The organism is Aeromonas enteropelogenes (assembly GCF_020097295.1).
Lineage (GTDB): Bacteria > Pseudomonadota > Gammaproteobacteria > Enterobacterales > Aeromonadaceae > Aeromonas > Aeromonas enteropelogenes.
This window is the reverse complement of the sequence record NZ_CP083625.1, coordinates 589,365-615,921: the sequence shown is the minus strand read 5'-3', so window position 1 is coordinate 615,921 and position 26,557 is coordinate 589,365. Positions and strand designations below refer to the sequence as shown.

24 protein-coding genes are annotated in these 26,557 nt (G+C 61.0%); 10 read left to right on the top strand and 14 right to left on the bottom strand.

Annotated features, from left to right (window positions below):
* The first annotated feature begins 27 nt into the window (after nucleotides 1-27).
* From pcnB to panC, 4 genes are all read left to right on the top strand, one after another.
* On the top strand, nucleotides 28-1,506 hold the full coding sequence (gene pcnB / locus LA321_RS02790) for a polynucleotide adenylyltransferase PcnB (RefSeq protein ID WP_042071226.1): 1,479 nt from the start codon (nucleotides 28-30) through the stop codon (nucleotides 1,504-1,506).
* A gap of 11 nt (nucleotides 1,507-1,517) precedes the next feature.
* Nucleotides 1,518-2,027 (top strand): 2-amino-4-hydroxy-6-hydroxymethyldihydropteridine diphosphokinase, encoded by a 510-nt coding sequence (gene folK, locus LA321_RS02785; protein WP_042071351.1) that lies wholly within the window; start codon nucleotides 1,518-1,520, stop codon nucleotides 2,025-2,027.
* Entirely contained in the window at nucleotides 2,024-2,818 is a 795-nt protein-coding gene (panB, locus tag LA321_RS02780; RefSeq protein ID WP_042071229.1) for a 3-methyl-2-oxobutanoate hydroxymethyltransferase, read from the top strand. The genes folK and panB overlap by 4 nt, the downstream gene beginning before the upstream one ends.
* A 103-nt stretch (nucleotides 2,819-2,921) precedes the next feature.
* Entirely contained in the window at nucleotides 2,922-3,776 is an 855-nt protein-coding gene (gene panC, locus LA321_RS02775) for a pantoate--beta-alanine ligase (protein ID WP_042071353.1), read from the top strand.
* A gap of 74 nt (nucleotides 3,777-3,850) precedes the next feature.
* On the opposite strand, the gene LA321_RS02770 is transcribed toward panC, so the two are convergent.
* The 5 genes from LA321_RS02770 to hpt all read right to left on the bottom strand — a co-directional run bounded on the left by LA321_RS02770 (nucleotide 3,851) and on the right by hpt (nucleotide 7,312).
* Nucleotides 3,851-4,378: a rhodanese-like domain-containing protein gene (locus LA321_RS02770; RefSeq protein WP_042071231.1), complete on the bottom strand. Its 528-nt coding sequence runs from the start codon at nucleotides 4,376-4,378 to the stop codon at nucleotides 3,851-3,853.
* A gap of 4 nt (nucleotides 4,379-4,382) precedes the next feature.
* Nucleotides 4,383-4,802 (bottom strand): MauE/DoxX family redox-associated membrane protein, encoded by a 420-nt coding sequence (locus LA321_RS02765; protein ID WP_042071233.1) that lies wholly within the window; start codon nucleotides 4,800-4,802, stop codon nucleotides 4,383-4,385.
* Between the two features lie 178 nt (nucleotides 4,803-4,980).
* Nucleotides 4,981-5,754, bottom strand: coding sequence for an ABC transporter permease (locus LA321_RS02760; protein ID WP_026457884.1), 774 nt, complete (start codon nucleotides 5,752-5,754; stop codon nucleotides 4,981-4,983).
* Nucleotides 5,751-6,668 (bottom strand): ABC transporter ATP-binding protein, encoded by a 918-nt coding sequence (locus LA321_RS02755; protein WP_042071356.1) that lies wholly within the window; start codon nucleotides 6,666-6,668, stop codon nucleotides 5,751-5,753. Before LA321_RS02755 ends, LA321_RS02760 begins: the two co-directional genes overlap by 4 nt.
* Nucleotides 6,669-6,781: 113 nt before the next feature.
* Nucleotides 6,782-7,312 carry a hypoxanthine phosphoribosyltransferase gene (hpt, locus tag LA321_RS02750; RefSeq protein ID WP_026456183.1) on the bottom strand — a complete coding sequence of 177 codons (531 nt, stop codon included), beginning with the start codon at nucleotides 7,310-7,312 and terminating at the stop codon, nucleotides 6,782-6,784.
* A gap of 201 nt (nucleotides 7,313-7,513) precedes the next feature.
* On the opposite strand from hpt, the gene LA321_RS02745 reads away from it, so the two are divergent.
* Entirely contained in the window at nucleotides 7,514-8,128 is a 615-nt protein-coding gene (locus LA321_RS02745) for a TetR/AcrR family transcriptional regulator (protein WP_026456182.1), read from the top strand.
* Between the two features lie 73 nt (nucleotides 8,129-8,201).
* Here LA321_RS02745 and LA321_RS02740 read toward each other — a convergent pair whose 3' ends face one another.
* A complete protein-coding gene (locus tag LA321_RS02740) occupies nucleotides 8,202-8,813 on the bottom strand; it encodes a flavin prenyltransferase UbiX (protein ID WP_042071235.1) in 612 nt (203 codons plus the stop codon).
* Nucleotides 8,810-10,192, bottom strand: a complete 1,383-nt coding sequence (mpl, locus tag LA321_RS02735) for a UDP-N-acetylmuramate:L-alanyl-gamma-D-glutamyl-meso-diaminopimelate ligase (protein ID WP_042071237.1) — start codon at nucleotides 10,190-10,192, stop codon at nucleotides 8,810-8,812. The genes LA321_RS02740 and mpl overlap by 4 nt, the downstream gene beginning before the upstream one ends.
* Before the next feature lie 200 nt (nucleotides 10,193-10,392).
* On the opposite strand from mpl, the gene LA321_RS02730 reads away from it, so the two are divergent.
* The gene (locus tag LA321_RS02730) at nucleotides 10,393-11,094 is read left to right on the top strand and encodes a phosphatase PAP2 family protein (protein ID WP_042071239.1); all 702 of its coding nucleotides are present in this window, start codon (nucleotides 10,393-10,395) and stop codon (nucleotides 11,092-11,094) included.
* Between the two features lie 67 nt (nucleotides 11,095-11,161).
* On the opposite strand, the gene galE is transcribed toward LA321_RS02730, so the two are convergent.
* The 7 genes from galE to barA form a co-directional block, all read right to left on the bottom strand.
* Entirely contained in the window at nucleotides 11,162-12,175 is a 1,014-nt protein-coding gene (gene galE, locus LA321_RS02725) for a UDP-glucose 4-epimerase GalE (protein ID WP_042071241.1), read from the bottom strand.
* 83 nt (nucleotides 12,176-12,258) lie between these two features.
* Nucleotides 12,259-13,254 carry a hybrid-cluster NAD(P)-dependent oxidoreductase gene (locus tag LA321_RS02720; RefSeq protein WP_042071244.1) on the bottom strand — a complete coding sequence of 332 codons (996 nt, stop codon included), beginning with the start codon at nucleotides 13,252-13,254 and terminating at the stop codon, nucleotides 12,259-12,261.
* Between the two features lie 88 nt (nucleotides 13,255-13,342).
* Nucleotides 13,343-14,992, bottom strand: a complete 1,650-nt coding sequence (gene hcp / locus LA321_RS02715) for a hydroxylamine reductase (RefSeq protein WP_042071246.1) — start codon at nucleotides 14,990-14,992, stop codon at nucleotides 13,343-13,345.
* A gap of 207 nt (nucleotides 14,993-15,199) precedes the next feature.
* Complete coding sequence (locus LA321_RS02710) at nucleotides 15,200-15,667, bottom strand: Dps family protein (protein WP_042071248.1); 468 nt, start codon at nucleotides 15,665-15,667, stop codon at nucleotides 15,200-15,202.
* Nucleotides 15,668-15,790: 123 nt separating this feature from the next.
* Nucleotides 15,791-16,657, bottom strand: coding sequence for an N-acetylmuramoyl-L-alanine amidase (locus LA321_RS02705; protein ID WP_082043399.1), 867 nt, complete (start codon nucleotides 16,655-16,657; stop codon nucleotides 15,791-15,793).
* Nucleotides 16,658-16,673: 16 nt separating this feature from the next.
* Entirely contained in the window at nucleotides 16,674-17,153 is a 480-nt protein-coding gene (locus tag LA321_RS02700) for a YehS family protein (protein ID WP_042071251.1), read from the bottom strand.
* Between the two features lie 87 nt (nucleotides 17,154-17,240).
* Nucleotides 17,241-19,949, bottom strand: a complete 2,709-nt coding sequence (barA, locus tag LA321_RS02695) for a two-component sensor histidine kinase BarA (protein WP_042071253.1) — start codon at nucleotides 19,947-19,949, stop codon at nucleotides 17,241-17,243.
* Between the two features lie 153 nt (nucleotides 19,950-20,102).
* Here barA and rlmD point away from each other — a divergent pair, with 153 nt between their 5' ends.
* From rlmD to pyrG, 4 genes are all read left to right on the top strand, one after another.
* Nucleotides 20,103-21,425, top strand: a complete 1,323-nt coding sequence (gene rlmD, locus LA321_RS02690) for a 23S rRNA (uracil(1939)-C(5))-methyltransferase RlmD (RefSeq protein WP_042071255.1) — start codon at nucleotides 20,103-20,105, stop codon at nucleotides 21,423-21,425.
* Between the two features lie 269 nt (nucleotides 21,426-21,694).
* The gene (relA, locus tag LA321_RS02685) at nucleotides 21,695-23,908 is read left to right on the top strand and encodes a GTP diphosphokinase (RefSeq protein ID WP_042026921.1); all 2,214 of its coding nucleotides are present in this window, start codon (nucleotides 21,695-21,697) and stop codon (nucleotides 23,906-23,908) included.
* 72 nt (nucleotides 23,909-23,980) lie between these two features.
* Nucleotides 23,981-24,778: a nucleoside triphosphate pyrophosphohydrolase gene (gene mazG / locus LA321_RS02680; RefSeq protein WP_042071257.1), complete on the top strand. Its 798-nt coding sequence runs from the start codon at nucleotides 23,981-23,983 to the stop codon at nucleotides 24,776-24,778.
* A 141-nt stretch (nucleotides 24,779-24,919) separates the two neighbouring features.
* Nucleotides 24,920-26,557 carry a glutamine hydrolyzing CTP synthase gene (gene pyrG / locus LA321_RS02675; protein ID WP_026458419.1) on the top strand — a complete coding sequence of 546 codons (1,638 nt, stop codon included), beginning with the start codon at nucleotides 24,920-24,922 and terminating at the stop codon, nucleotides 26,555-26,557.

The window sequence follows — 26,557 nt, the reverse complement described above, 5'->3', positions numbered from 1 at the left end:
TTTTGGCCTCCCGTCAATTTAGAAGTCATGAAGAGGTGTACCATTTTTTCCCAGATCGCAAACTTTTGCCGCAAGGTGCTCGGCAAGGAAGACGGCGAGCAGTCGGTGGAGTCCCCCATTCCGGCCCGTGTCGCCGGTCAACGTCGTACCTTGAGCCGTGATCAGCACCCGATTTCGCGCAAAGAGATCAGCGAAAATGCACTCAAGGTGCTCTATCGCCTGAACAAGGGAGGCTATGACGCCTACCTGGTCGGCGGCGGAGTCCGGGATCTGCTGCTCGGGAAGACGCCAAAGGATTTCGACATCGCCACCAATGCGACGCCGGAGCAGATCAAGGCACTGTTCAGCAACTGCCGCCTGATTGGCCGTCGCTTCCGCCTGGCCCACATCGTCTTTGGTCGTGACGTGATCGAAGTGGCCACCTTCCGGGGTCACCACCATCAGGTCAATACCAGCAAACATGTGTCGGCCCAATCTGATGAAGGCATGCTGCTGCGCGACAACGTCTACGGCACCATCGAAGAGGATGCCGAGCGCCGCGACTTCACCGTCAACGCTCTCTACTACAGCGTCAAGGATTTCACCTTGCACGATTTCGAGGGTGGGCTGGAAGATCTGGCGGAGCGCAAGCTGGAACTGATCGGCGATCCCGAGACCCGCTACCGCGAAGATCCGGTGCGGATGCTGCGCGCCGTGCGCTTTGCCGCCAAGCTGGACATGACCATCAGCCCGCGCACCGCTGCCCCCATCAGGGAGCTGGCGCCGCTGCTGCAGGATATTCCGGCCGCGCGTCTGTTCGAGGAGACCCTCAAGCTGTTCCTGGCCGGCGATGCGTTGGCGACCTACAAGCTGCTGCGCGAGTACGGCCTGTTCCAGCAACTGTTCCCTCAGGTGGCCGCGCTCTTTACCCCGCACGGCAACTCCCCTTACGAGCAGTTCATCGAGCAGGCGCTGATCGATACCGATACCCGTGTGCGTGAAGAGAAGCGGGTTACACCCGCCTTCCTGTATGCCACCCTGCTGTGGGGCTGTGTCGAGGCCCGTGGTCGGGTGCTGGAGAACGAGAGCGGCCTGCCCTGGTATGACGCCTTCATGCTGGCGGTCAACGAGGTGCTGGACACCCAGGTGCGGATCATCGCCGTGCCCCGTCGTTTCACCACGGACGTGCGCGACATCTGGGCGCTGCAGCAGAGGCTGACCCGCCGTCAGGGCCGTCACCCCGAGCGCACCATGGAGCACCCCAAGTTCCGTGCGGCGTTTGACTTCCTGTTGCTGCGCAACCGGGTCGAGCGCGGCCTCGGCGAGCTCTCCAGCTGGTGGGAGCGCTATGTGGCCTCCAATCCGGACGTGCGCCCGCAATTGCAGCGGGAAGCGACCCGCCGCCCGGCAAGCGGTGAGCGCGGTCAGAGCGGTGCAGCCCGTGGCGGTGATGGTGAGAAACGCAGCAGCAACAGCCGCAACCGCCGTCGTCCCCGCCGTCGCAAGCCGAAAGCCGCCGCCGAGTGACCACGGCCATGATGAGCGAGGTCTTCATCGCCATCGGCTCCAACCTGGCTGACCCGCTCGGCCAGGCTCGCCGCGCCATCTCGGCTATGGCGGCATTGCCGGAGACTGAGTTGCAGCAGGCCTCGTCGTTTTACAGCAGCCGCCCCATGGGGCCGGCTGATCAGCCGGACTATGTCAATGCCGTGGCCCGGCTCACTACCCGGCTGGCGCCGCTGGCACTGCTGGACCAACTACAAAAAATCGAGCTGGAACAAGGACGTGTGCGCAAAGATGAGCGCTGGGGGCCAAGAACCCTGGATCTCGATCTGCTGCTCTACGGCGATCGGGTGATCAATCACGAGCGCCTCATCGTTCCCCATTACGGCATGCAGGAGCGAGAGTTCGTGCTCTTGCCCCTGGCCGAGATCGCGCCCGCTCTGGTGCTGCCCTGCGGCACCCCGCTCGCCCAACTGGTTGCCCGCTGCCCGCGCAATGGTCTCGCCATCATTGCCTCCGGCGCAGACGAACAGGAGCCTTTATGAGCAAGATCACCACCGCCAGCCTGCTGAAGATGAAGCAGGATGGTCAGAAGTTCACCGCCATTACCGCCTATGATGCCACCTTCGCCAAGCTGTTTGATGATGAGGGGGCACATGTCCTGCTCATCGGTGATTCACTGGGCATGGTGCTGCAAGGGGGGCAGGATACCCTGGCGGTCAACATGGACGAGATGGTCTATCACACCCGCTGTGTCGCCCGTGGTGCCAGCCAGGCACTGGTGGTGGCCGACATGCCGTTCATGAGCTATGCCACCCCGGAGCAGACCTACCAGAACGCCGCCCGTCTGATGGCAGCCGGTGCCCGCATGGTGAAGATGGAAGGGGGTGACTGGTTGTGTGACACCATTCGCCACCTGACCCGTAACGGGGTGCCGGTGTGCGGCCACCTGGGCCTTACCCCGCAATCCGTCCATGTATTTGGTGGCTTCAAGGTACAGGGGCGTGACGAGTTCCAGGCCCAGGAGATCTACCGTCAGGCCCTCGAGTTGCAGGCGGCCGGCATCCAGCTGCTGGTGCTCGAGTGTGTGCCCACTGCGCTTGCCGAGCGCATCACCAAGGCGCTGCGCATCCCGGTGATCGGCATCGGTGCAGGTCCGGCTACCGACGGCCAGATCCTGGTGATGCACGACGCCTTTGGCATCACCTCCGGCTATGTGCCCAAGTTCACCAAGAACTTCCTGGCCGAAACCGGGGATGTGCGTGCCGCCGTCCGCCTCTATGTGCAGCAGGTGAGCGAGGGGAGCTTTCCCGGTCCGGAGCACTGCTTCAACTGACCGGATGTCGTATTGCCATGAGCGGGGGCCTGTGCCCCCGCTTCGCCATCTCTCTTTGGCTGATGTAACCCGTCTCTCTTTTGATTTGGAAGGTGAACTGCTGATGTTGGTCGTAAACAATCCCGTCGTTTTGCGTGAACAGATTAGCCAATGGCGTCGTGAAGGGCGTGCCATTGCATTCGTGCCCACCATGGGCAACCTGCACCAGGGCCATCTGACCCTGGTGAAGGAGGCGCACGGCCACGCCGAGAAGGTGGTGGTCAGCATCTTCGTCAACCCGATGCAGTTCGACAAGGCCGAGGATCTTGCCAACTACCCGCGCACCCTGGAGCAGGACTGCGCCGCCCTGGAGGCCGCCGGTGTCGACATGGTATTCACGCCGACCCCGGAGATCATGTACCCGCAGGGGCTGGCGAGCCAGACCTTCGTCGAGGTGCCGGGTCTCTCCAGCCTGCTGGAAGGGGCGCTGCGCCCGGGCCACTTCCGCGGCGTCAGCACTGTGGTCACCAAGCTGTTCAACCTGGTACAGCCGGACGTGGCCTGCTTCGGCCAGAAGGATTACCAGCAGCTGGCGCTCATTCGCAAGATGGTGGCCGACATGGCGATGCCCATCGAGATTGTCGGCGTGCCCACGGTGCGGGCCGAAGACGGGCTGGCGCTCTCTTCGCGCAACGGTTATCTGACCGCCGCCGAGCGCGCCATCGCCCCCGAGCTGGCGCGCACCATGAACTGGATTGCCGAGCAGATCGAGGCGGGAGATAGCTATCTGCCCTCCCTGGTGGCCCAGGCCAGCCAGCGACTCGACAACGCCGGTTTTCGCACCGATGCCATCGATATCGTCGATGCCGACACTCTGGAGTCCGCCACCGATCAGAGCCGCCAGCTGGTGATCCTGATGGCGGCCTATCTCGGCAAGGCCCGCCTCATCGACAACCGCGTCGTCACCGTCAAATCCTGATCCCCTGACTTGAGCAAACCGGATATATAAAGAAGCCCGCAACAGCGGGCTTCTTTCATTCGGGGGCGAGGAGCTTATTCGGCGGAGACGGGGTAGCCGGCCCCTTTCCAGGCGAAGATACCGCCGGGTACCCGGTAGACTTGCTGATAGCCCTGGGTCACCGCCCAGGCTGCCGCGTTGTGGCTGCGGCCACATTTGACAAAGCCGCAGTAGATCACCACGGGGCGGGATTTGTCTTCACCCAGCAGGGCCTGGAACTGTTCGGGAGTGCCGTTGCCTTCCACGATTTCGCTCCAGTCGTCGCCGGACTTGGCTTCCTTCACGAAGACGAAGTTCTTGGCACCCGGGATGTGCTCCTTCTTGAAGGAGTCTTCATAGGGCATGGTATCGATGATCACCAGCTCTTCACCCTTATCCATCCGGGTCTTCAGCTCGGCCACGGTCAGCAGCTGGTAGCCTCCTTGCTGGGCCTCCTGGGAGAGCTGTACCGCGGTTTGCTCCAGCTTGACCTCCTGCTCGAACTGGTTGTCGCCGCAGCCGGCGAGGGCGAAGCTGGCGGCAATGACGGAAGCCAGCAGGGTACGGGATCGCAATGTCATCATGTGACTACTCCTTGATAGCAGGAAAAACGGGGCGGGAGGTACGCAACAGGGCGCCCGCAAGCGTCAGCAGCAGCAGATCCCGCAGGATGGCTTCCGGCAGCGAACTGAGATCCGCCTTGCCAAGACAGCCGCAAGAGATATCGAGCCCGATGGCGATGCCGTAACCCAGCACGGGGATAAACAGGGCAAGCAGGGCGATCACCAGCCAGAGTCCCCAGCGGCGATTGGCTACCACCGCGAGCCCGGCGCACAGCTCCAGGGCGATCAGGCCCCAGGCGGCGGGCAGAATGAGCGGCGACCAGATCAACCCGAAGGCCGCGATCTGTTCGACGAACAAGGCAGGGGACGCAAGCTTGAAACCCGCCGAGGCGATGAAGAATCCCCCCAGGGCCAGGTTGGCCAGCATGCGCACATAGGCAGGCATAGGGTACCTCTTTATAGAGAGGCTGGAATTGTAACAATTCCCGATTGAGCCGCAATGAGTTTGACGATATCCGGGCGATCAATTTCCGTTTTTGCCGGACGGTGCCGCAATTACCCTGAGTGAGCGCAATAAAAAGGGCGCCCATACGGGCGCCCCTTGAACGGTGCGAACCTGCCACTCAGTGGCGCAGCCCGGTACCGCGGGAGATGAGCCACCAGGCCAGACCGTAGAGCGCCACGATAAAGCCGATGATGATGAGATAGGCGGTGCCGAGGGGCACGTCGGAGATACCGAGGAAGCCGTAACGGAACGCGTTCACCATGTAGATGATGGGGTTCACCTGGGAGACGCCCTGCCAGAAGGGCGGCAGCAGGGTGATGGAGTAGAAGACTCCGCCCAGATAGGTGAGCGGCGTCAGCACGAAGGTGGGGATGATGCTGATGTCGTCGAAAGTCTTGGCAAACACGGCGTTGATGAGCCCGCCGAGGGAAAACAGGATCGAGGTCAGCAGTACCGTGATGCAGACGCTGAACAGGTGATGGATCTGCAGCGGCACGAAGAACAGCGACACCAGGGTGACGATGAGGCCGACACAGAGGCCGCGCGCCACGCCACCGCCTACATAGCCGGCGATGATGACGTAGTTGGGCACAGGGGCCACCAGCAGCTCCTCCACGTTGCGCTGGAACTTGGCGCTGAAGAAGGAGGAGGCGACGTTGGAGTAGGAGTTGGTGATGACCGACATCATGATGAGGCCGGGCACGATGAACTCCATGTAGCTAAAGCCCCCCATGTCACCGATGCGTGAACCGATGAGGTTGCCGAAGATGACGAAGTAGAGGCTCATGGTGATGGCGGGCGGCACCAGGGTCTGGATCCAGATCCGGGTGAAGCGGCTGATCTCCTTGGCCAGAATGCTCTTGAAGGCGATGTAATAGGTGGTCAGATTCATGCTTTTCTCCCCTCTTCGACCAGGCTGACGAACAGCTCTTCCAGCCGGTTGGCCTTGTTGCGCATGCTCAGCACCTGCACTTGCTGGCTCGACAGCTGCTCGAACAGGCTGTTGAGAGACTGGCTCTTGTCCAGATCCACTTCCAGGGTGCGCTCGTCCTGCATCCGGCCATTGAACTCGGGCAGGTTCGGCACGGCGGAGCCCGGCGCCAGATCCAGCATGAAGGTCTCGCGGCCCAGTTTGGCCAGCAGCTTCTTCATGCTGGTGTGCTCGATGAGGCGACCCTTGTCGATGATGCCGATGTTGCGGCACAGCATCTCCGCCTCTTCCAGGTAGTGGGTGGTGAGTATGATGGTGACGCCCTGCGCGTTGAGCTCCTTGAGGAAGGTCCACATGGAGCGGCGGATCTCGATATCCACCCCGGCGGTCGGTTCGTCCAGGATCAGCAGCTTGGGCTCGTGCATCAGGGCGCGAGCGATCATCAGCCGGCGCTTCATGCCACCGGAGAGGGTACGGGCCGGCATGTCGCGCTTGTCCCACAGATCGAGCTGGCGCAGATACTTCTCGGCGCGGATCTTGGCCTCGGCTTTGGGCACGCCATAGAAGCCGGCCTGATGGGTGACAATCTGGATCACCTTCTCGAACTGGCTGAAGTTGAACTCCTGGGGAACCAGGCCGAGCTGGGCCTTGGCCTGCTCCAGTTCGGTGTCGATGTCGTAGCCGAACACCTTCACCTTGCCCTGGGTCTTGTTCACCAGCGAGCTGATGACCCCTATGGTGGTGGACTTACCCGCGCCGTTGGGCCCGAGCAGGGCAAAGAAATCTCCCTGCTGGACAGTGAGATCAATGCCTTTCAGGGCTTCGACGCCCCCCTGATAGGTCTTTTTCAGGCCGCTTATTTCCAGTGCGTTCATTGCAACCTCTGTGATGACAGATGCCATCTCGATACAGAAAAGGCGGCCGAGGCCGCCTGTGCAGATGATGAAGCGGCGCGGGGCCACTTCATCCAGATATGACTGAGCCTGGCTTACTCCTGGGGTACCACTTTGCCGATGAAAGGCAGATTGCGGTACTTCTGGGCGTAGTCGATGCCACAGCCCACCACGAATTCATCCGGGATGGCGAAGCCAATCCAGTCAACCGGTACCTGCACTTCGCGGCGGGACGGCTTGTCCAGCAGGGTGCAGATGGCCAGGGATTTTGGCTCGCGCAGGGAGAGGATCTCCCGCACCTTGTTGAGGGTGTAACCGGTGTCGATGATGTCTTCCACAATCACCACATCCTTGCCCTTGATGTCGTCATCCAGATCTTTGAGGATGCGCACGTCACGGGTGCTGTGCATACCGGAGCCATAGCTGGAGGCGGTCATAAAATCCAGGGTGATGGGCAGTTGGCACTGACGGCTGAGGTCTGCCAGGAATACGCAGGAGCCGCGCAGCAGGCCGATCATCACCACTTCATCAGAGCCCTGATAACGGGCGGTGATCTCTTCACCCAATTTGGCGATCCGGGCGGCGACTTCGGCCTCGGAGATCATCACCTCGACAGTGTGTTTCATCACTTACTCCAATATGGCCAAGGGGAATTTGGCCGTTCATTAACGTCAAAACCGATGATTCTACCACTCGTTTCGGGAGGCGCTAGCGATAGATGGTGCTTTTATCAGCTTATTTTAATTGATAGAGTTAGCAGGCACTCAGGCATGATCAGTTAAAATACTATAAACACCATAATCAATAACTATTAGATGATAAAAACTATGGAACCACGCGCAGAAATAAGACGTCGTACCCGGCTGTCGCCGGAAGCCCGTCGAACTCAATTGATGGAATGTGCCATTGAAGTATTCTCCCGCCGAGGCATCGGTCGTGCTGGCCACGCCGAAATTGCCGAAGAAGCCAAGGTATCGGTTGCTACCGTATTCAACTATTTCAACACCCGCGAGGAGTTGGTTGATGAGGTGCTGGCCGAGATCGAACGCTTCATGACCCAGATGCTGTCACAGGCATACTCGGGCAATGACGCAATCCTGGACAAGATCAAACGCCATGTGACCCTGTGTGTCGATGCCGCCTTTGATAAGCCGGATTACGCCAGCATCTGGCTGGAGTGGAGTTCATCGGTACGGGAAGAGGTATGGCCCCGCTATACCCGTCTGCTCGATCAGTGTCTCGACCTGATCGCCAGCGAGCTGCAGTCCGCCATGGATGCAGGGGAGATCACCAGCGTGCTGTCGGCGCAGGATCTGGCCCGCTCCCTGAGTGGTTGTGGCTACGTGATGATGCAGATGATCAACCAGCCCCAGCGCCCCGCCCGTGAAGAGGTGACGGACTTCCTGTTCAAGTACGTGACTGCCCCTATCCAGGCCAGCTGATACGGTTTTGACAAAAACGGCGCCACTCGATGAGTGGCGCCGTTTTTTTATGCCGTACTTTTCTCCTGATGGATCAGGCTTGGCCATAACCCCAGCGACGGGTCAGCTCGTGCTCTATGCCCAGATGGTCAAGGATCCGCGCCACCATGAAGTCCACCAGATCCTCGATGCTTTTCGGCTCGTGATAGAAGCCGGGCGCCGCCGGCATGATGGTCACGCCAAGACGGGCGAGCTTGAGCATGTTCTCTAGATGGATGGCGGAGAAGGGGCTCTCGCGAGGCACCAGGATGAGCTGGCCGCGCTCCTTGATCACCACATCCGCCGCCCGCTCCAGCAGGTTGTCGGAGGCGCCGTTGGCAATGGCGGAGACTGTGCCCATGGAGCAGGGGCAAACCACCATCTGCTTGGGCGCCGCCGAGCCGGAGGCCACCGGCGAGAACCACTCCTCCTTGCCGTAGGCGACGATCTGCCCCTCCTTGGCACCATACTGGCGGCAGAGGTAGGCGGAGAGCTCTCTGGGCGAGCCTGGCCAATCCTGTTGCTGCTCGGTCTTGAGCACCACCCGGGCTGCCGAGGAGGCGAGCAGGTAGACCCGATAGTCCGCCTGCACCAGACTCTGGAGCAGGCGCAGGGCGTAGGGGGCACCGGAGGCGCCGGTCAGCGCCAGGGTGATCGCTTTGTTCATAGTTGACCGTGGTAGTCCTTGAGGCGGGCAAGCAGCTTGTCATGGATGCCGCCGAAGCCGCCGTTGCTCATGATCAGAATATGGTCGCCGTCGCGGCACTCGGCCACCAGCCGATTGACCAGGGTCTCCAGATCGTTGAATACCTTGGCCGGGCGGGTCATGTGGGCGGTCACCTCACCCAGATCCCAGCCGATGTTGGGAGGCTGGAAGAAGAACACCTCGTCGGCACCGTCGAAGCAGCCAGCCAGCTCCTCCTTGTGCACTCCCAGCTTCATGGTGTTGGAGCGCGGCTCCAGCACGGCCAGGATGCGGGCCTGGCCTCCGATGTGATCAACCCTGGCGCGAAGGCCGCCGAGGGTGGTCTCGATAGCGGTGGGGTGATGGGCGAAGTCGTCGTAGACGCTGATGCCCGCCACTTCACCCTTGAGCTCCATCCGCCGCTTGGGGGATTTGAACTGGCACAGGGCCGCGATGCCGTGCTCCACCATGACACCGGCATGGCGGGCGGCGGCGATGGCCATCAGGCCGTTGTTGACGTTGTGCTCGCCGATGCATTCCCAGTGCACCTCGCCCTGCTTCTCGCCATCCAGCCACACCTCGAAGGCGGAGCCGTCGTCGGCCAGCTTGACCGCCTTCCACTTGGCATCGTCCTGACCCATCAGCTCCACTTCGCTCCAGCAGCCCATCTTGCGCACGGCGGTGAGGTTGTCATCTGCCTGCGGGAACAGTACCCGGCCGTTGCTAGGCACGGTACGCATCAGGTGGTGGAACTGGCGCTGGATGGCGGCGAGATCCGGGAAGATGTCCGCATGATCGAACTCCAGGTTGTTCATCACCAGGGTGCGTGGATGGTAGTGAACGAACTTGGAGCGTTTGTCGAAGAAGGCGCAGTCGTACTCGTCCGCTTCGATAACGAAGAAGGGCGCAGAACCCAGGCGGGCCGACACCGGGAAGTTGCCCGGTACGCCGCCGATGAGAAAACCGGGTTCGAGCTTGGCGTACTCCAATACCCAGGCCAGCATGCTGGCGGTGGTGGTCTTGCCATGGGTACCCGCTACCGCCAGTACCCAGCGATCTTTCAGCACATGCTCCAGCAGCCACTGGGGGCCGGAGATATAGGGCAGATTGCGATCCAGCACATACTCCACGCAGGGGTTGCCACGGCTCATGGCGTTGCCGATCACCACCAGATCCGGTGCCGGATCGAGCTGGGAGGGATCATAACCTTCGGTCAGCTCGATGCCCTGCTGCTCGAGCTGGGTGCTCATGGGGGGATAGACGTTGGCATCGGAGCCGGTCACCCGGTAACCCAGCTGTTTTGCCAACACCGCCAGACCACCCATGAAGGTGCCGCAGATCCCGAGGATGTGAATGTGCATACCGCTTCCTTTTCCATTAAAGGGAGTGCGCATTCTAGCAAGATGGCAGCAATTTGGCAGACCCAAGGGGTGGCCGGACCGGAATAAGTCATGTGGCTTTATTTGAGACTTGCTTTCATGACGTACTTTCTTACAATTCCCGGGTTTTGTGATGGCGATAACAGATCTAGGATATCGCCCTTTTCCGAAGGAGACTCTTCATGGGCAAGTTCCTGCTTTGTTATCTGGTCGGTGGTCTGGTGGCCATCAGTTGGGCCACCTTGCCCGCACACGGTCCCTGGGACGGCTGGGATCTCGCGATTTTCCATGGGGTGAATGGCTGGCTGGGGGAATCGGCACGCTGGGCCGATCTGGTGGCGATCATCAACAACCGGCTGTTCGATCTGGTGGTGCTGGCCTGCATGGGACTGATCCTGACGCGTTGTTTTGTCTCTCGCGATCTGGAAGGGCGTCGCCAGCTGGTGGCGATGGGGATCCTGATGCTGCTCACCGCGCTGGTCGTCAACCAGATCGGCCACCAGTTGCCGGTAGCGCGCCCCAGTCCGACCCTGACGGTCAGCGATGCGCTGCGCGTCACCCACATCAGTGCCATTCCAACCAAGGACTCTTCCGGTGACAGCTTCCCGGGGGATCACGCCCTCTTCCTGATGATCTTCGCTGGCTTTGCCTTGCGCTACCTGCCCCGCTGGGCGGGGGTCTGCGCCGTGTTGATGGTGCCGCTCTTCTCTGCGCCACGGATCTTCTCCGGGGCCCACTGGTTTACCGATGTCTATGTCGGCGCTCTGGGGCTGGCTACCCTCTGTCTGCCCTGGCTGCTGCTGACGCCGCTTTCGGATCGCCTGATTGCGCGAATGGTTCCTTATATGGCGCGCCTGCCGCTGCTGCGCAGCCAAGCCTGCTGATGGCACCAGGCAAAAAAATGCCCCGACACAGATGTCGGGGCGTTTTTTTATCCGGGCTTGAATGCCATCAGGCCTGGTAGCCGTTCGGGTTGTTGCTTTGCCAGCGCCAGGTATCGATCATCATCTGCTCCAGCCCCCGCTCGGCCTGCCAGCCCAGCTCCTCGCGCGCCTTGTGCGGCTCGGCCCAGCATTCGGCGATGTCGCCCGGGCGGCGCGGTTTGATCTGGTAGGGAATAGTGCGGCCGCTGGCTGCCTCGAACGCCTTGACCATCTCCAGCACCGAATACCCCTGGCCGGTGCCCAGGTTATAGGTGAAGACGCCGGTGTCGCTGGCGATGCGTGCCAGTGCCTTGAGGTGGCCGATGGCAAGATCCACCACATGGATGTAGTCGCGCACCCCTGTGCCATCCGGGGTGGGATAGTCGTTGCCAAACACCCCCAGCTCCTTGAGCTTGCCGACACCCACCTGGCTGATATAGGGCAGCAGGTTGTTGGGGATGCCGTTGGGATCTTCACCGATGAGGCCGCTCTCGTGAGCGCCGACCGGGTTGAAGTAGCGCAGCAGCACGATGGCCCAGCGGGGATCGGACTTGGCGAGATCGCGCAGTATCTCCTCCACCATCAGCTTGGAGCGGCCATAGGGGTTGGTGGCGCTGGTGGGGAAATCTTCCCGCAGCGGCACAGACGCCGGGTCGCCATAGACGGTAGCCGACGAGCTGAACACCAGGCGGAATACTCCCGCCCTGGCCATCTCCTCGCACAGCACCAGGGTGCCGGTCACGTTGTTTTGATAGTAGATGAGGGGGATCTGGCTCGATTCCCCCACCGCCTTGAGGCCGGCGAAGTGGATCACTGACTCGATCTCGTAGTCGGCGAACAGGCGCTGCAGGCAGGTTCGGTCGAGGATATCCCCCTCGACGAAAGTGACCGTCTTGCCGGTGATCCGTTCGACCCGCTTGAGGGACTCGGGGGAAGAGTTGGAGAGGTTGTCGAGCACCACGACCTGCTGCCCAGCGCTAAGCAGCTCGACTAGGGTGTGGGAGCCGATATAGCCGGCGCCCCCTGTGACCAGAATTGTCATTGTCTATCCCGTGTTCTGATGAAACTGGGGGGAGTTTACCCGCCCAGCCTCAGCGGGAAAAGCATGAGGTACCAATGACTCCATCAATAATCGACGCTGACATCCCCTCTGGCGGTACAGGAGCAGGCCAGGGCGACCCCGCTTTCGAGATCCTGGGGGCTCAGGGTCATGATGCTCTGGCGTTCTATCTCCCCCGTGGTGGTGCAGCGACAAGCCCCGCACACGCCGGCGCGGCAGGCGGCCATCATGGTTTCACCCGCCCCTTCCAGCGCGGCGAGCAGGGTCTGACCCGGCAGTATCTTCACCTTCTTGCCACTCTTTTTCAGGGTCAGCCAGAAGTGGTCGCTGGTGGCGGGGGCAGGCTCGGCGGGCGGCAATCCGAAAGACTCCTGATGCAGTTGCTCGGCGGGCAGCCCGAGCTCCGCCAGCATGGTGCTGACCGCCTCCATATAGGGGGTTGGCCCGCACAGGTAGACGTGGCGGCCGAGCAAGTCCGGCGCCAGCTCTTTGAGCATGGTGGGGGTGAGGCGCCCTGCCCAGGGGTGATCGGCCGGGGCCTGTTCCAGCACCAGCGCATGACGCAGGCCTTCGTGAGCCTCGGCCAGGGCGTTCAGTTCACGACCGAAGATGACATCTTCCGGTGAACGGGCACTGTGAATAAAGCGGATATCGGCGTCCGCCCGTTTTGCGAGTTCATCCCGCAACATGGCCCACATGGGGGTGATGCCAGAGCCGGCGCTCAAAAGCAGCGGCCGCTCGCAAGGCAGCGCGCTCAGGTTGAAATCGCCGAACGGGCCGTCGACCCGGATCTCGTCCCCCACTTGCAGCGTCTGGTGCAGATGGTGGGAGACCAGTCCAACGTCCTTGATGGTGACTTGCCAGATAGGATCCTGCGGGCTGGATGATAGGGTGTAGGCACGGCAGTGGGGCTGGCCGTCGATGAGGGTGTGCAGGGTCACGCACTGGCCGGCCAGCACGGGGGGCAGAGTGCCTTCGAGGGGCACGAACTGCCAGCTGACCACATCATGGGTATCCGCGTGGCGGGCGGTACAGGTGAGGATGAGAGAGGTGGAGGTCATCGCAAGGCTCCTCGGTGCTATTGGTAAAAGGCATGAGCAAAAAAGGCGAGCCGGGCGGCTCGCCAAACGCTTACAACATGACGGGTTGTCAGGCCGCCAGGATCTCGGCCAGATCCGCTTCGGCACTGGTGGTGCCCTTGAGACCGAACTGCTCCTCCAGCACCTTGAGCAGGGCCGGGGTGAGGAAGGCCGGAGCTGTCGGGCCGGTGCGGATGTCCTTCACGCCGAGTGCCAGCAGAGTGAGCAGGATGACGATGGCTTTCTGCTCGAACCAGGAGAGTACCAGGGTCAGCGGCAGATCGTTGACGCCACACTCGAAGGCATCGGCCAGCGCCAGGGCGAGCTGGATGGCGGAGTAGGCATCGTTGCACTGACCCACGTCCAGCAGACGCGGAATGCCGCCGATGTCGCCGAAGTCGAGCTTGTTGAACTTGTACTTGCCGCAGCCCAGGGTGAGCAACAGGCTGTCTTGCGGCACCGCCTTGGCAAACTCGGTGTAGTAGGCGCGCTCGGCGCGATCGCCATCGCAACCGCCCACCAGGAAGAAGTGGCTGATTTCCCCTGCCTTGACCTTGTCGATGACGGCCGGGGCCGCCTGCATCAGGGCGTTGCGGGCAAAACCGATGGTGATGAAGTGCTCAAGCTCTTCATGCTTGAAGCCATCCAGCGCCTGCGCCTTCGCGATAACGGCGGAGAAATCCTCCCCTTCCAGATGGGTCACCCCCGGCCAGCCGACGATGGAGCGGGTGAAGATGCGATCCGCATAGTTGCCCACATTCGGGTCAATGATGCAGTTGGAGGTCATCACCACGGCGCCCGGGAAGTTGGCGAACTCTTTTTGCTGGTTCTGCCAGGCGGAGCCGTAGTTGCCCACCAGGTGCGGGTACTGCTTGAAGAAGGGGTAAGCCAACGCTGGCAGCATCTCGCCATGGGTGTAGACATTGATGCCGGTGTCCTTGGTCTGCTCCAGAATGAGCTTGAGATCCACCATGTCATGGCCGGAGACCAGAATGCACTTGCCCGGCACCGGAGTGACGCGCACCCGGGTCGGCTCCGGATGACCAAATGCCGTCGTTTCGCCGCGGTCCAGCATCTCCATGATTTTGAAGTTGAGCAGGCCGATATCCATGGCGCACTTGAACAGGGGATCCAGATCGCTGGGATCCGTGCTGAGCCAGCTCATGATGCGGTGGAATTCGGCTGCCACCTCGCTGTCTTGCTGATCCAGCACCCGGGCGTGCTCCATGTAGGCCGCTGCACCCTTGAGGCCGTAGAGGCAGAGCAGGCGCAGCCCCATGATGTCTTCGTTCACTTCGCTCTTGCCACGGTTGACCGCGGTTTGCGGCGCATGGGCCAGCTGTTCCAGCAGCTCGGCACCCGGCTCGAAGCTGGCTGCGGCAGGCAGTCCGGCAACCTGCACCGCGCGTTCGGCCAGACGGTTGGCCAGCTGGTGGCGATAGTCCAGGGTCTGGTTGACGTAGCCAACGATACGGGCGGAGTCGAAGTTGACGTTGGTGAGGGTGGCGAAGAAGGCCTTGGGTACGAAGGCATCGATCTCGCTGTCGATGATGCCGTGCTCGCGGGCGGCCAGCGCCCAGGCGCTCAGCCCCTGCAGCGCATAGATCAGTACATCCTGCAGATCCGAGGTCTCGGCAGTCTTGCCGCACATGCCCTGGGCATAGGCGCAACCGTTGCCGGCGGGGGTACGAATTGTCTGTTCACATTGCACACAAAACATCATGTCTCTCCTAATTGGACATTTCAGTTGTCTGTTTTGTGCCGATTCTATGCCTCTCGGAAAAAACTTAATAGGCATTCAATTTGCCAATTCAGTTTTCATTGATGCAGATCAAAAACAAAAAAGCCGCCCATCGGGGGGCGGCAAGCGGGGGGATAAATAGGAGAGACTATTCAGGATTCACAACTCAACGGGTTACAAAACGGATCAGGCCAGGTAGGCGCGCAACATCCAGACCAGTTTTTCCTGCTGCTGCACATAGTCAGAGAGGATGGTGGCTGTACCCTCGTCACCGGCGTCAGCGGCCTGTCCCAGAATGCGGCGCTGGGCGATCAGCAATTCGCGGAAGCTCTCCAGCAGGGATTCGACACAGGCGCGGCCGTCGTGCATGTCTTTTTGCTCGGCAATGGCCGACACCTTCAGATAGTCGCTGAAGCTGTGCATGGGCACGCCATCCAGGGTGAGGATGCGTTCGGCCAGAGCATCGACCTTCAGCAGCAGGTCGTTGTAGATCTCTTCGAACTTCAGGTGCAGTTCGAAGAACTGGTTGCCGCGGATATTCCAGTGGAAACCACGGACATTCATGTAAAGGATCTGGTAGCTGGCCAGCAACTTGTTCAGTTCTGCAGCCAGGGCTTGTGATTGAACGCTATCAAGACCAATCGGGCTTTTCATCTTTCACCTCCAGATTTGGAAACGTATTTCGGAACGGGGTCAGAGTACCGCCATACAAAGTGGAGGGATAATCGCTAGTGTCTAACTGATTGATAGCGAATGGCTATCGAATGGCAGGCGGGGTTAGTTGCCGTACTTTTCCAGCAGGGCCATCAGGATGGCCTGGCTCTCGGGATCGGGTTCGCTATCGACTCGGGCCGGGCGAAAGTGGAGTTGAAAGGCGCGCATGACGGCCCGGCTCTGGGCCTCCCACTCTCCGGTGATTGGGAGGCCATAACCGTAACGGGCCAGTTGTTGCTGCCAGGTGGCGATGTTCCAGTGCGGCAAGGGGGCGGCAAGCAGCTCGGTGACCCGCTCTTCATCGGGCCAGGCTCCCACCCCGTATTCCAGATAGAGCTGGCGCCAGGGAAAGCGGGGACCGGGATCCTGCTTGCGCTCCGGGGCTACGTCGCTGTGAGCCAGTACCTGGGTCGGCGGGATCTGGTAGCGTTCAACAAGATCCCGGGTCAGGGCGCCGACGGCGGCGATCTGGGTTTGGGTGAAAAGTTGCCAGCGCCGCTCATGGGGGGGCAGGGACTCCTCTTCCCGGGGATAGCCCAGGTTGACGATCTCGATGCCGAGGGAGCTGGCATTGAGCCCGGCATATTGCCGCCAGCGGCTGAGCCCCGCATGCCAGGCGCGCTGGCTGTCCGGCACCAGCTGGTAAACGGGCAGCGGTGTCTCATCGCTGTCGCGGGGGACCAGATAGTGGGCGCTCACCTTGTGCTCGGGTTCGGTCAGCAGGCGCAGAGAGTTGTCATCGTCCTCGTCCGTGTAGTGCAGGATCAGAAAAGCAATGCGCTCGTTCTGGCTGGCGCTCTGGTAACGGGTGGATAGCTGGTAGTCGGTTGGAGTGCAGCTGCCCAGCAGGAGAAGCGGGAGTAGCAGAAGCGGGCGCCATCTCCCGGGTGTCCACAAGCAGGACGGGAGGGAGGAGAGGCGCACCGGCATGGGAAAGATCCTGGTCCTAGCCGCGATACTTGGCGGTCAGACCGATGAGGAAGTTGCGCAGGATCTGATCCCCGCAATCCTGGTAGTGCTTGTGATCCTTGGCACGGAACAGGGCGCTCAGCTCGGACTTGGAGAGGTTGAAGTTGGCCAGCTTGAGGGTGCCAAGCATGTCTTCCTCTTTGAAGTTGAGGCCGATGCGCAGCTTGCGCAGGATCAGGTTGTTGTTGATCCGGTTCGGGATCTCCTGGGGCGGCGCATCTTCCCGCACGCCGCGGCGAGTGGTGATGAAACCGTCGAGGAACTGGCTCAGGGCCGAATCGGGGCAGGCGGCAAAGGCCGGATCCTGCACTTCTCCCTCTTCGGCTTCTTTCAACAGCCAGCCGTGCAACTGGGCGTGGGTGACGGTCAGGTTGCCCTTGGCAAACATGTCGACCATCTGATCGTTGCTGATGCTGAGGGCGTAGCGCAGGCGGCGCAGAATATCGTTATTGGTCATGCTGACTCCTGTGAAAACGGCGCAACTGTACCATCTGGCGTGCCCCGCGTCAGAAAAAGCGGGGCTCTACAGCCAAAACCCTGGGGCTCACGCCAGATAGCGGGGGGCCTCCTGGCGCACCAACGCCAGCGCATCCTGCAACTCCAGCAGCTCGGGTTCCAGTTCGCTGACCGGCACGCCGTCGCGCAGCTGTTGTTCGAGTTGTGAGAGCAATCGCTGCAGACCGGGCACTCCGGAGTAGGCACAACCACCGTTGAGGCGGTGGATCTGGGCCAGCACCTCGCTATCTTCGGTGGCACCGTTCAGGGCAGATTCCAGCACAGGTTCAACCTCGTCGAAGCTGGCCAGCAGCATGGTCAGCATCTCCCTGGCCAGCGCCTCCTTGCCGGCGGCCTGACGCACCGCCAGCGACCAGTCTATCTGCTGATCACCGTAGTTCTGGTGGCGGCGATGGGCAAAGTCGGCGATGAGCTGGGCCAGCATGCTCTCGTCGATGGGCTTGGCCAGATAGTCATCCATCCCCTGGCGGATCAGGCGCTCCCGCTCGCCTGGAATGGCATGGGCGGTGACCGCGACGATCGGCGTGGTGGTATTGAGGGACTGGCTGCGGATCGCCTGGGTTGCGCTGATGCCGTCCATGATCGGCATCTGGATATCCATGAAGATGATGTCAAACGGCTGGCTCTGGGCCTGTTTGACCGCCTCCTTGCCGTTCTTGCACACCACCACCTGGCTCACCATCTCCTTGAGCATGGCGGCGATCAGTTTGAGGTTGGCGGCATTGTCATCCACCGCCAGCACCTTGATCGGCTGCAACTGACGCGGACTGGGCTGGGCCGGCAATAGCTGGTGGTTCGCCTCCGGGGTGAGCAGGGCGTGCAGCAGCTTGCGATGGTTGACCGGTTTGGAGAGACAGTGCTGGGCTCCGTGGGCTTGCATCGCCTCATAGAGTGCCGGATCGTGGCTGCTGAGCAGCACTATGGTGTTCTGGCGCCCATCGAGGGCATCGAGGCGAGTAAGCACCTGCTGCGGCGTGTGCAGGGTGCTGCTGCCGATGATCACCATCTCCTGGCTGCTCATCTCGGGCCAGGGGGCGTCATGTGCCAGCAGCTGGACATCCAGCTGCCATTCGGCCAGCAGGGCGCGCAGGGAGGCCTGGGCAAAGGGATCCGGCTCCAGCAGCCAGAGTCGTTTGCCGCGGATGCGATCCAGCGGCAGAGAGTCGGCCTGGGGCAGGGGGGAGACCTCCACATCCAGGCTGAACGAGAAGACCGAGCCTTTGCCGAGTTCCGATTCGAACCGGATCTGGCCGCCCATCTGCTGCACCAGCTTCTGGGTGATGACGAGACCGAGGCCGGTGCCGCCATAACGGCGGGAGATGGAGGAGTCGGCCTGGTTGAAGGCCTGGAACAGCTGGCGCTGCTGCTCTTCCGAGATGCCGATGCCGGTATCGCGGATCTGGACGTTGAGCCTCACCTTGTGATGGCTGCTGCCGATCTGCTGGATGTGCACATCCACGTTGCCCTGCTCGGTAAACTTGATGGCGTTGCCGGCGAGATTGGTCAGTACCTGCTGCAGGCGCATGGGGTCGCCAGTCAGGTAGTCCGGCACCTCGGCATCCACTCGCAGGGAGAGCTCCAGCTGCTTGTCGTGGGCGCTGGGGCCGAGCAGATGCATGGTCTCGTTGAGGGTGTCGCGCAGGCTGAAGGGGATATGCTCCAGCTGCAGCTTGCCCGCCTCGAGTTTCGAGAAGTCGAGGATGTCGTTGATGATGCCAAGGAGGTTGCGCGCCGACTTTTCGATGGTCTGCATGTAGTCGGTCTGGCTCGGGGTCAGGCTGGTTTTCAGCAGCTGGCGGGTAAAGCCGATGACGCCGTTGAGCGGGGTGCGCAGCTCGTGGGACATGTTGGCGAGGAACTCGGACTTGACCCGCGCCGCCTCCTGGGCGCGCTTCTTGGCCATGTCGAGCTCGACGTTCTGGATCTCGATCTGCTCCAGGGTTTCACGAAGGTCCGAGGTGGCCTGATCGATGTTCTGTTGCATCTCCTCATGGTATTCGGAGAGCGCCTTGGCCATGGCGTTGATGCCGTTTTTCAGCATGTCCAGCTCGCCGGTGAGCTGGCCGTTGACACGGGTGTCGAGGCGACCCTCCCTGATCTTGTGCACCGCCTGCACCATGTCGGTGATGGGCTGGGTTACGCTCTTGACCAGGCGGAAGCCAAACAGGGTACTGAATGCCACCCCGATAATCACCATGATGACGGCGAAGAAGGTGTCGCGATAGTGAAGCAACATGGCGCGATCGGTCGTTATCTGCATGGAGATATAACCGATCATCGGTGGCTCCACATCGCTTGGCAGCGGGAAGCCGTCCAGGTTGGTTTCGGCCTGGATCGGGGTGCGCAATATGATGTCATCCCCCTGAAAGGTGACGCTGGTCAGCTCCGGGATGGGCTGGCCGTCGGGCAGCCGCAGCCGGGTAAAGTCCCTGTGGTAGTTGGAGGTGACGAACAGCTGGTTGTCCTGGGTGAAGACGGCGATGGACTTGATGAGCGGCGAATTCTTGCGATGGGTCAGCCCTATCAGCCGTTTGAGCGACTCCCTGCTGTGCTGGGTCATGCCATATTCGCTGGCGATGGCGAGGGGTTCGATGATGTTGATGCCCTGATCGATCAGGTTGTTTTCCAGTTGCTGATAGCGGTGGAAGGTGAAGTAACCGGCCATCAGGCCGCCGATCAACAGGGTAGGCAGTATGGTAAAGGCGAGAACACGTGCTCTCAGGCCATATTTGGTCATACGAACAGGCCACCAGTAAACGGGGTTGGCGATAGGGTGAACGGCAATGCACGGGCTCTGTGGCCGTATTTGGTCATACTATTATTCTTGTGGGACAATACCCAGCTGCAGATTCCACAATCATGACATAGCCACCTATAGGCACCAAGTTTTATGGCCCAGTTTTTCAAGCCCAAAAAGAAGTCCACCCAGCCCCAACGTATTGAATTTACGATAGACACTCTGGACCACCACTGTGTCGGCATCGGTCGCCACCAGGGCAAGGCGATCTTCGTCGAAGGGGCGCTGCCCGGCGAGACGGTCAAGGCCCGCATCACCGAGGAGAAGAAGCACTATGGCCATGCGGCGCTGCAACAGGTGGTGACGCCGGCGGCCAATCGCATCGCTCCGTTTTGCAGCCACTATCGCGAGTGCGGCGGTTGCAGTGCCCAGCATATGTCGGTGGACGATCAACAGGCCGCCAAGGCGGCCGGGCTGATCAGCCTGTTCGAACGCCTTGGCAACATCAAGGCCCCCGCCCTTGAACCGGTACTGAGCGGCGAAGATAGGGCCTATCGCCGGGTCTGCCGCCTCGCCATCAAGTTTGACAAAAACGGTCGCTGCACCCGGGTCGGTTTTCGTCGCCGCAATACCAATGATCTGGTCGAGATTGAGGGGTGCCCCGTGCTGGCCGCGCCGCTCTCGGCTCTGATCACCCCGCTGCGTGCCTGCCTCAACCGCCTCAAGAGTCAGCGTGAACTGGGCCATGCGGAGCTGATCCAGTCAGAGCAGGGGATCATGCTGCTGCTGCGTCACACCGGGCGCCCCAACGAGACCGACCGCGCCCTGCTGGTGGCGTTTGCCGCAGAACAGGGGGTCGACCTCTATCTGCAGGCGAACGACGAGCAGATAGAGCCGCTGCATCAACAATTCGAACCCTCTTACTCGCTCGATGGCTTGTCTCTTGCATTCGCTCCCGGTGACTTTATCCAGGTCAACGGCCCCATCAACCAGAGCATGGTGGCCCAGGCGTTGGCCTGGCTCGGGGCGACCAGGGATGACAAGGTGCTGGATCTGTTCTGCGGCATCGGCAACTTTACCCTGCCGCTTGCCCGGCAGGCCCGCGAAGTGGTGGGGGTGGAAGGGGAGCTGGCCATGGTGGCCCGCGCCGAGGAGAACGCCCGTCGCAATGGCATCGACAACGCCCGTTTCTACAAGGCGGATCTCAGTGGTGACATCGTCGGCATGTCCTGGGCACGGGAAGGGTTCGACCTGGTGTTGCTGGATCCGGCGCGCCCCGGTGCCCTGGAAGTGATGGGACACGTGGCGAAGCTTTCTCCCAAACGGGTGGTCTACGTCTCCTGTAATCCGGTGACGCTGGCCCGTGACAGCCAGGTGCTGGTGAAGGGCGGCTATCGGCTGGCCCGATTGGGGATGCTCGACATGTTCCCCCATACCGGCCACCTGGAGTCCATGGCGCTGTTTGTGCGGGAGTGACCCTTGCATGGGCTCCCTGCCACGGGATCGGGAGGGGGCCCATGACGCCCGCTTTTCTCTTGTTCTTTCGCCCCTATGGCGCTGTCTGAGCAGGAGTGAATGGGGTAATCTAACCCCTCGGTACGTAGGCAGGGCCTGCTGGAGAACACATCTGCCTTTGGGCGGTGCGCCTTGAATAGTTCTCCGGATATCCCCATTTGAAGCAGTCTCATCAGATGAGGGGGGAGGAAGCGTCAGCTTTCGGCCCAACAATTTAAAGGATTGATACCATGGTTGCGGTTCGCGATATTCATTTGAAAGACAACTTCACCCTGGAGGAGTGGGTCGGCTCGCTCTCCTTAAGTGACAGTGACAAGGATCAGCTGCGAACCGTCTACCAGTATTGTCTGACGCTCGGTGACGAGGCGCTGACCAGCAAGCTGCTGGTGCGTGGCATCGAGATGGTGGGCATCCTGCTGATGCTCAGCATGGATATCGCGACCCTCAAGGCTGCCATCATCTACCCCTTCGTCGAAGCCGGTCTCATCAGCCAGGAGCGGATGGACGAGGACTTCGGGCCCAAGATCGCCAAGCTGGTGGAAGGGGTGCTGGAGATGGAGGCCATCCGCTCCTTGCAGACCCTGCATCGCAGCGAGACTTCGCCTGAGCAGGTCGACAATGTGCGGCGCATGCTGCTTGCCATGGTCGAGGATGTGCGCGCCGTGGTCATCAAGCTGGCGGAACGGATCGCCTGCCTGCGGGAGGCGAAGAAGGCGGATGAAGAGACCCGGGTGCTGATGGCCCAGGAGATCACCAACATCTATGCTCCGCTTGCCAACCGCCTCGGCATCGGTCAGCTCAAGTGGGAGCTCGAGGATCTCGCCTTCCGCTACCTGCACCCGGACACCTACAAGCAGATCGCCAAACAACTCGACGAGAAGCGCCTCGATCGGGAGCGCTACATCCGCGAGTTCGTGCAGTCCCTGCGCGATGCCCTGAAAGAGGCGGGGGTCGAGGCCGAGGTTTACGGCCGCCCGAAACACATCTACAGCATCTGGCGCAAGATGCAGAAGAAGCACCTTGAATTCAACGAGCTGTTCGACGTGCGCGCGGTGCGGGTGGTGACCAAGCGGCTGCAGGATTGCTATGCGGCGCTTGGCATCGTTCACACCCATTTCCACCATATTCCCCGCGAGTTTGACGACTATGTCGCCAACCCCAAACCCAACGGCTACCAGTCCATCCATACCGTGGTGGTGGGGCCCGAGGGCAAGACGGTGGAGATCCAGATCCGCACCGATCAGATGCACCAGGATGCCGAGCTCGGGGTTGCCGCCCACTGGCGCTACAAGGAAGGGGCCCAGGCCGGCGGCAAGGGGGGCAACTTCGAAGACAAGATCGAGTGGCTGCGCAAGCTGCTCGCCTGGCAGGAGGATCTCTCCGAGAGTGGCTCACTGCTCGAGGATCTGCGCAGTCAGGTGTTCGAGGACAGGGTCTATGTGTTCACCCCGAAAGGGGATGTCATCGACCTGCCGGCGGGAGCCACCCCCCTCGACTTTGCCTATCACGTCCACAGTATGATCGGCCACCGCTGCATCGGTGCCAAGATCGACGGCCGCATCGTGCCATTCACCTATGCGCTGCAGACCGGCGATCAGGTGGAGGTGATCACCCAGAAGGAGCCGAACCCGAGCCGCGACTGGATGAATCCCAACTCCGGCTTCCTGCGCTCCAGCCGGGCGCGGGCCAAGGTGGCCACCTGGTTCAGAAAGCTGGATCGGGACAAGAACATCGTTGCCGGGCGCGAGCTGTTCGACAAGGAGCTGGATCGCCACAACCTCAGCATGGCCAAGATCGACAAGGGCAGCATGCTGCGCCGCTTCAATCTGGAGAGCACCGACGATCTGCTGGCCGGCATCGGTAGCGGCGACATCCGCATCAACCAGGTGATCAACTACCTGGACACCTGCTACAACAAGCCGACGGCGGAGGAGGAAGATCGCCGCCTGCTGGAGAAGCTGGAGCAGAAGGCCAACGCGCCGTTCCGCCACAAGCCCAAGGATCACATAGTGGTGGAAGGTGTGGGCAACCTGATGACCCATATTGCCCGCTGCTGCCAGCCGATCCCCGGGGATGCTATCCAGGGCTTCATCACCATGGGCCGTGGCGTCTCCATCCACCGGGAGGATTGCGAGCAGTTGAAAGAGCTGTCACGGCGCAACCCGGAGCGGCTGATCGATGCGGTATGGGGGGAGAACTACTCCGGTGGTTACGGCCTCACCATCCGCATCCTCTCCAACGACAGATCCGGTCTGTTGCGCGACATCACGACCGTGCTCGCCAACGAGAAGATCAACGTGATGGGGGTGCGCTCACGCTCCAACGTGCGCGAGCAGACCGCCGAGATCGATATGGAGCTGGAAATTTACAACATCAACGCCTTCAACCGGGCGTTGGCCAAGCTGAGCCAGCTCAACGATGTGATCAGCGCCAAGCGCCTCTGATACCGACTGACCGGCCCCTGTGGCCGGTCACTGTTTTATCCCCCTGTTGCACGAAGAAAAAGCGAATATCCCATGTCTCAACGTTACGACCTGCCTCAACTGCTCGATATCATGTCCCGCCTGCGCGACCCGCAAAATGGCTGCCCTTGGGATCTCAAGCAGAGCTTCAAGACCATAGTGCCTCACACCCTGGAGGAGGCCTACGAGGTGGCCGACGCCATCGAAACCGAAGATTGGCAGGGGCTGAAAGGGGAGCTGGGGGATCTGCTGTTTCAGGTGGTCTTCTATGCCCAGCTTGGCAAGGAGCAGGGATTGTTCGACTTTGCCGACATCGTCGACACGGTGAGCGAGAAGCTTATCCGCCGTCACCCCCATGTCTTCTCGAATGCCGATCTCGGCGACGAGCAGGCGGTCAAGGCAAACTGGGAGGCGGAAAAGGCCAAAGAGCGGGCGGCGCTAGACAAAGAGAGCGTGCTCGATGACATCCCCCTCTCGCTGCCGGCCCTGACTCGAGCCGCCAAGATCCAGAAGCGCTGCGCCACCGTTGGTTTTGACTGGAAGACCCTGGGCCCCGTGGTGGACAAAATCCACGAGGAGATTGACGAGGTGATGGAAGAGGCGCTGATGGCCGATGTGGATGAGGCGCGGGTGAGCGACGAGCTCGGCGACCTGCTGTTTGCCACCGTCAACCTGGTGCGCCATCTGGGCAAGGATCCGGAACAGGTGCTGCGGGCCGCCAACGCCAAGTTCGAGCGACGGTTTCGTCAGGTTGAGCAGTTTATCGCCGCAGAAGGGCTGAAAATGACCGACTGCTCACTGGAGAAGCTCGATGCTGCCTGGGATAGAGCCAAGGAAACCGAGCAAAGTTGATTTGGCGCAAGACGGGGCGGCGAGGAGCCTGATAGATTTTTGCTCATTGTTTGGGAGAGGGGTTTTTGGTATACTGTTTCCCCGTCCTGCTTCATCCCCGAAGCACCCCTTAAAATTCCCTAAACTTCTTTCAGGTTCAGCATGACGACAAAATATATTTTTGTAACTGGTGGCGTTGTTTCATCCCTCGGCAAAGGCATTGCCGCAGCTTCTCTGGCAGCCATTCTGGAAGCCCGTGGTCTGGATGTGACCATCATGAAACTGGACCCCTATATCAACGTGGATCCGGGCACCATGAGCCCGACCCAGCATGGTGAAGTGTTCGTAACCGAGGACGGGGCCGAAACCGATCTGGATTTGGGCCACTACGAGCGTTTCATCCGCACCAAGATGACCCGTCGCAACAACTTCACCACCGGTCGCATCTATGCCGACGTGCTGCGCAAAGAGCGTCGTGGTGACTACCTGGGCGCCACCATCCAGGTGATCCCGCACATCACCAACGCCATCAAGGAGCGGGTGATTGCCGGTGCCGAAGGTCATCAGGTTGCCATCGTCGAAGTGGGCGGTACCGTGGGCGATATCGAGTCCCTGCCGTTCCTCGAGGCCATTCGTCAGCTGGCTGCCGAAGTGGGCCGCAACAACGCCATGTTCATGCACCTGACTCTGGTTCCTTACCTGGCCGCCGCTGGCGAGGTGAAGACCAAGCCGACCCAGCACTCCGTCAAAGAGCTGCTCTCCATCGGTATTCAGCCGGATGTGCTGATCTGCCGCTCCGACCGTGCCATTCCGGCCAACGAGCGCGCCAAGATCGCCCTGTTCTGCAACGTACCGGAGCGCGCCGTCATCTCCATGAAGGACGTCGACTCCATCTACAAGATCCCGGCACTGCTGAAATCCCAGAGCCTGGACTCCTACATCACCGAGCGCTTCGGCATCGAGTGCAAAGAGGCCGACCTGGCCGAGTGGGAACAGGTTATCTACGAAGAGGCCAACCCGACCGCCGAAGTAACCATCGGCATGGTGGGTAAGTACGTCTCCCTGCCGGACGCCTACAAGTCCGTCAACGAGGCGCTCAAGCACGGCGGTCTGAAGACCCGTCTCTCCGTCAACATCAAGTACATCGATTCCCAGGACATCGAGACCCGTGGCGCCGAGCTGCTGGAAGGTCTGGATGCGATCCTGGTGCCGGGCGGCTTCGGCGAGCGCGGCGTGGAAGGCAAGATCCTGGCCGCCAAGTATGCCCGTGAGAACAAGATCCCGTATCTCGGCATCTGCCTCGGCATGCAGGTTGCACTGATTGAATACGCCCGCAACGTAGCGGGCATGGAAGGGGCTCACTCCTCCGAGTTCAAGAAAGAGTGCCCCTATCCGGTGGTTGGCCTCATCACCGAGTGGGTGGATGAAGAGGGCAACGTCGAGACTCGGACCGAGAAGTCCGATCTGGGCGGCACCATGCGTCTGGGTTCCCAGCTCTGCCACCTGGTCGAAGGTTCCAAGGTGCGTCAGATGTACGGCAGCCCGACCATTTACGAGCGTCACCGCCACCGTTATGAAGTTAACAACAAGCTGCTGCCGCAGATCGAGGCAGCAGGCCTGAAGGTGACCGGTCTCTCCGCCGACAAGAAGCTGGTGGAAATTATCGAGATCCCGGATCATCCTTGGTTTGTCGCGGCCCAGTTCCACCCGGAGTTCACCTCTACTCCTCGTGATGGCCACGCCCTGTTCGCCGGTTTCGTGAAGGCGGCAGGTGAGTACCAGAAGCGTAATTTGAAGTAA

Coding starts and splice junctions, on each gene's coding strand:
- LA321_RS02730 (WP_042071239.1), top strand. CDS start 10,393: ATGGGCAAGTTCCTGCTTTGTTATCTGGTCGGTGGTCTGGTGGCCATC.
- LA321_RS02710 (WP_042071248.1), bottom strand. CDS start 15,667: ATGAAAAGCCCGATTGGTCTTGATAGCGTTCAATCACAAGCCCTGGCT.
- pyrG (WP_026458419.1), top strand. CDS start 24,920: ATGACGACAAAATATATTTTTGTAACTGGTGGCGTTGTTTCATCCCTC.
- hpt (WP_026456183.1), bottom strand. CDS start 7,312: ATGAAACACACTGTCGAGGTGATGATCTCCGAGGCCGAAGTCGCCGCC.
- folK (WP_042071351.1), top strand. CDS start 1,518: ATGAGCGAGGTCTTCATCGCCATCGGCTCCAACCTGGCTGACCCGCTC.
- LA321_RS02770 (WP_042071231.1), bottom strand. CDS start 4,378: ATGATGACATTGCGATCCCGTACCCTGCTGGCTTCCGTCATTGCCGCC.
- relA (WP_042026921.1), top strand. CDS start 21,695: ATGGTTGCGGTTCGCGATATTCATTTGAAAGACAACTTCACCCTGGAG.
- pcnB (WP_042071226.1), top strand. CDS start 28: ATGAAGAGGTGTACCATTTTTTCCCAGATCGCAAACTTTTGCCGCAAG.
- hcp (WP_042071246.1), bottom strand. CDS start 14,992: ATGTTTTGTGTGCAATGTGAACAGACAATTCGTACCCCCGCCGGCAAC.
- panB (WP_042071229.1), top strand. CDS start 2,024: ATGAGCAAGATCACCACCGCCAGCCTGCTGAAGATGAAGCAGGATGGT.
- LA321_RS02720 (WP_042071244.1), bottom strand. CDS start 13,254: ATGACCTCCACCTCTCTCATCCTCACCTGTACCGCCCGCCACGCGGAT.
- rlmD (WP_042071255.1), top strand. CDS start 20,103: ATGGCCCAGTTTTTCAAGCCCAAAAAGAAGTCCACCCAGCCCCAACGT.
- mazG (WP_042071257.1), top strand. CDS start 23,981: ATGTCTCAACGTTACGACCTGCCTCAACTGCTCGATATCATGTCCCGC.
- galE (WP_042071241.1), bottom strand. CDS start 12,175: ATGACAATTCTGGTCACAGGGGGCGCCGGCTATATCGGCTCCCACACC.
- panC (WP_042071353.1), top strand. CDS start 2,922: ATGTTGGTCGTAAACAATCCCGTCGTTTTGCGTGAACAGATTAGCCAA.
- LA321_RS02755 (WP_042071356.1), bottom strand. CDS start 6,668: ATGAACGCACTGGAAATAAGCGGCCTGAAAAAGACCTATCAGGGGGGC.
- LA321_RS02745 (WP_026456182.1), top strand. CDS start 7,514: ATGGAACCACGCGCAGAAATAAGACGTCGTACCCGGCTGTCGCCGGAA.
- mpl (WP_042071237.1), bottom strand. CDS start 10,192: ATGCACATTCACATCCTCGGGATCTGCGGCACCTTCATGGGTGGTCTG.
- LA321_RS02765 (WP_042071233.1), bottom strand. CDS start 4,802: ATGCCTGCCTATGTGCGCATGCTGGCCAACCTGGCCCTGGGGGGATTC.
- barA (WP_042071253.1), bottom strand. CDS start 19,949: ATGACCAAATATGGCCTGAGAGCACGTGTTCTCGCCTTTACCATACTG.
- LA321_RS02705 (WP_082043399.1), bottom strand. CDS start 16,657: ATGCCGGTGCGCCTCTCCTCCCTCCCGTCCTGCTTGTGGACACCCGGG.
- LA321_RS02700 (WP_042071251.1), bottom strand. CDS start 17,153: ATGACCAATAACGATATTCTGCGCCGCCTGCGCTACGCCCTCAGCATC.
- LA321_RS02760 (WP_026457884.1), bottom strand. CDS start 5,754: ATGAATCTGACCACCTATTACATCGCCTTCAAGAGCATTCTGGCCAAG.
- LA321_RS02740 (WP_042071235.1), bottom strand. CDS start 8,813: ATGAACAAAGCGATCACCCTGGCGCTGACCGGCGCCTCCGGTGCCCCC.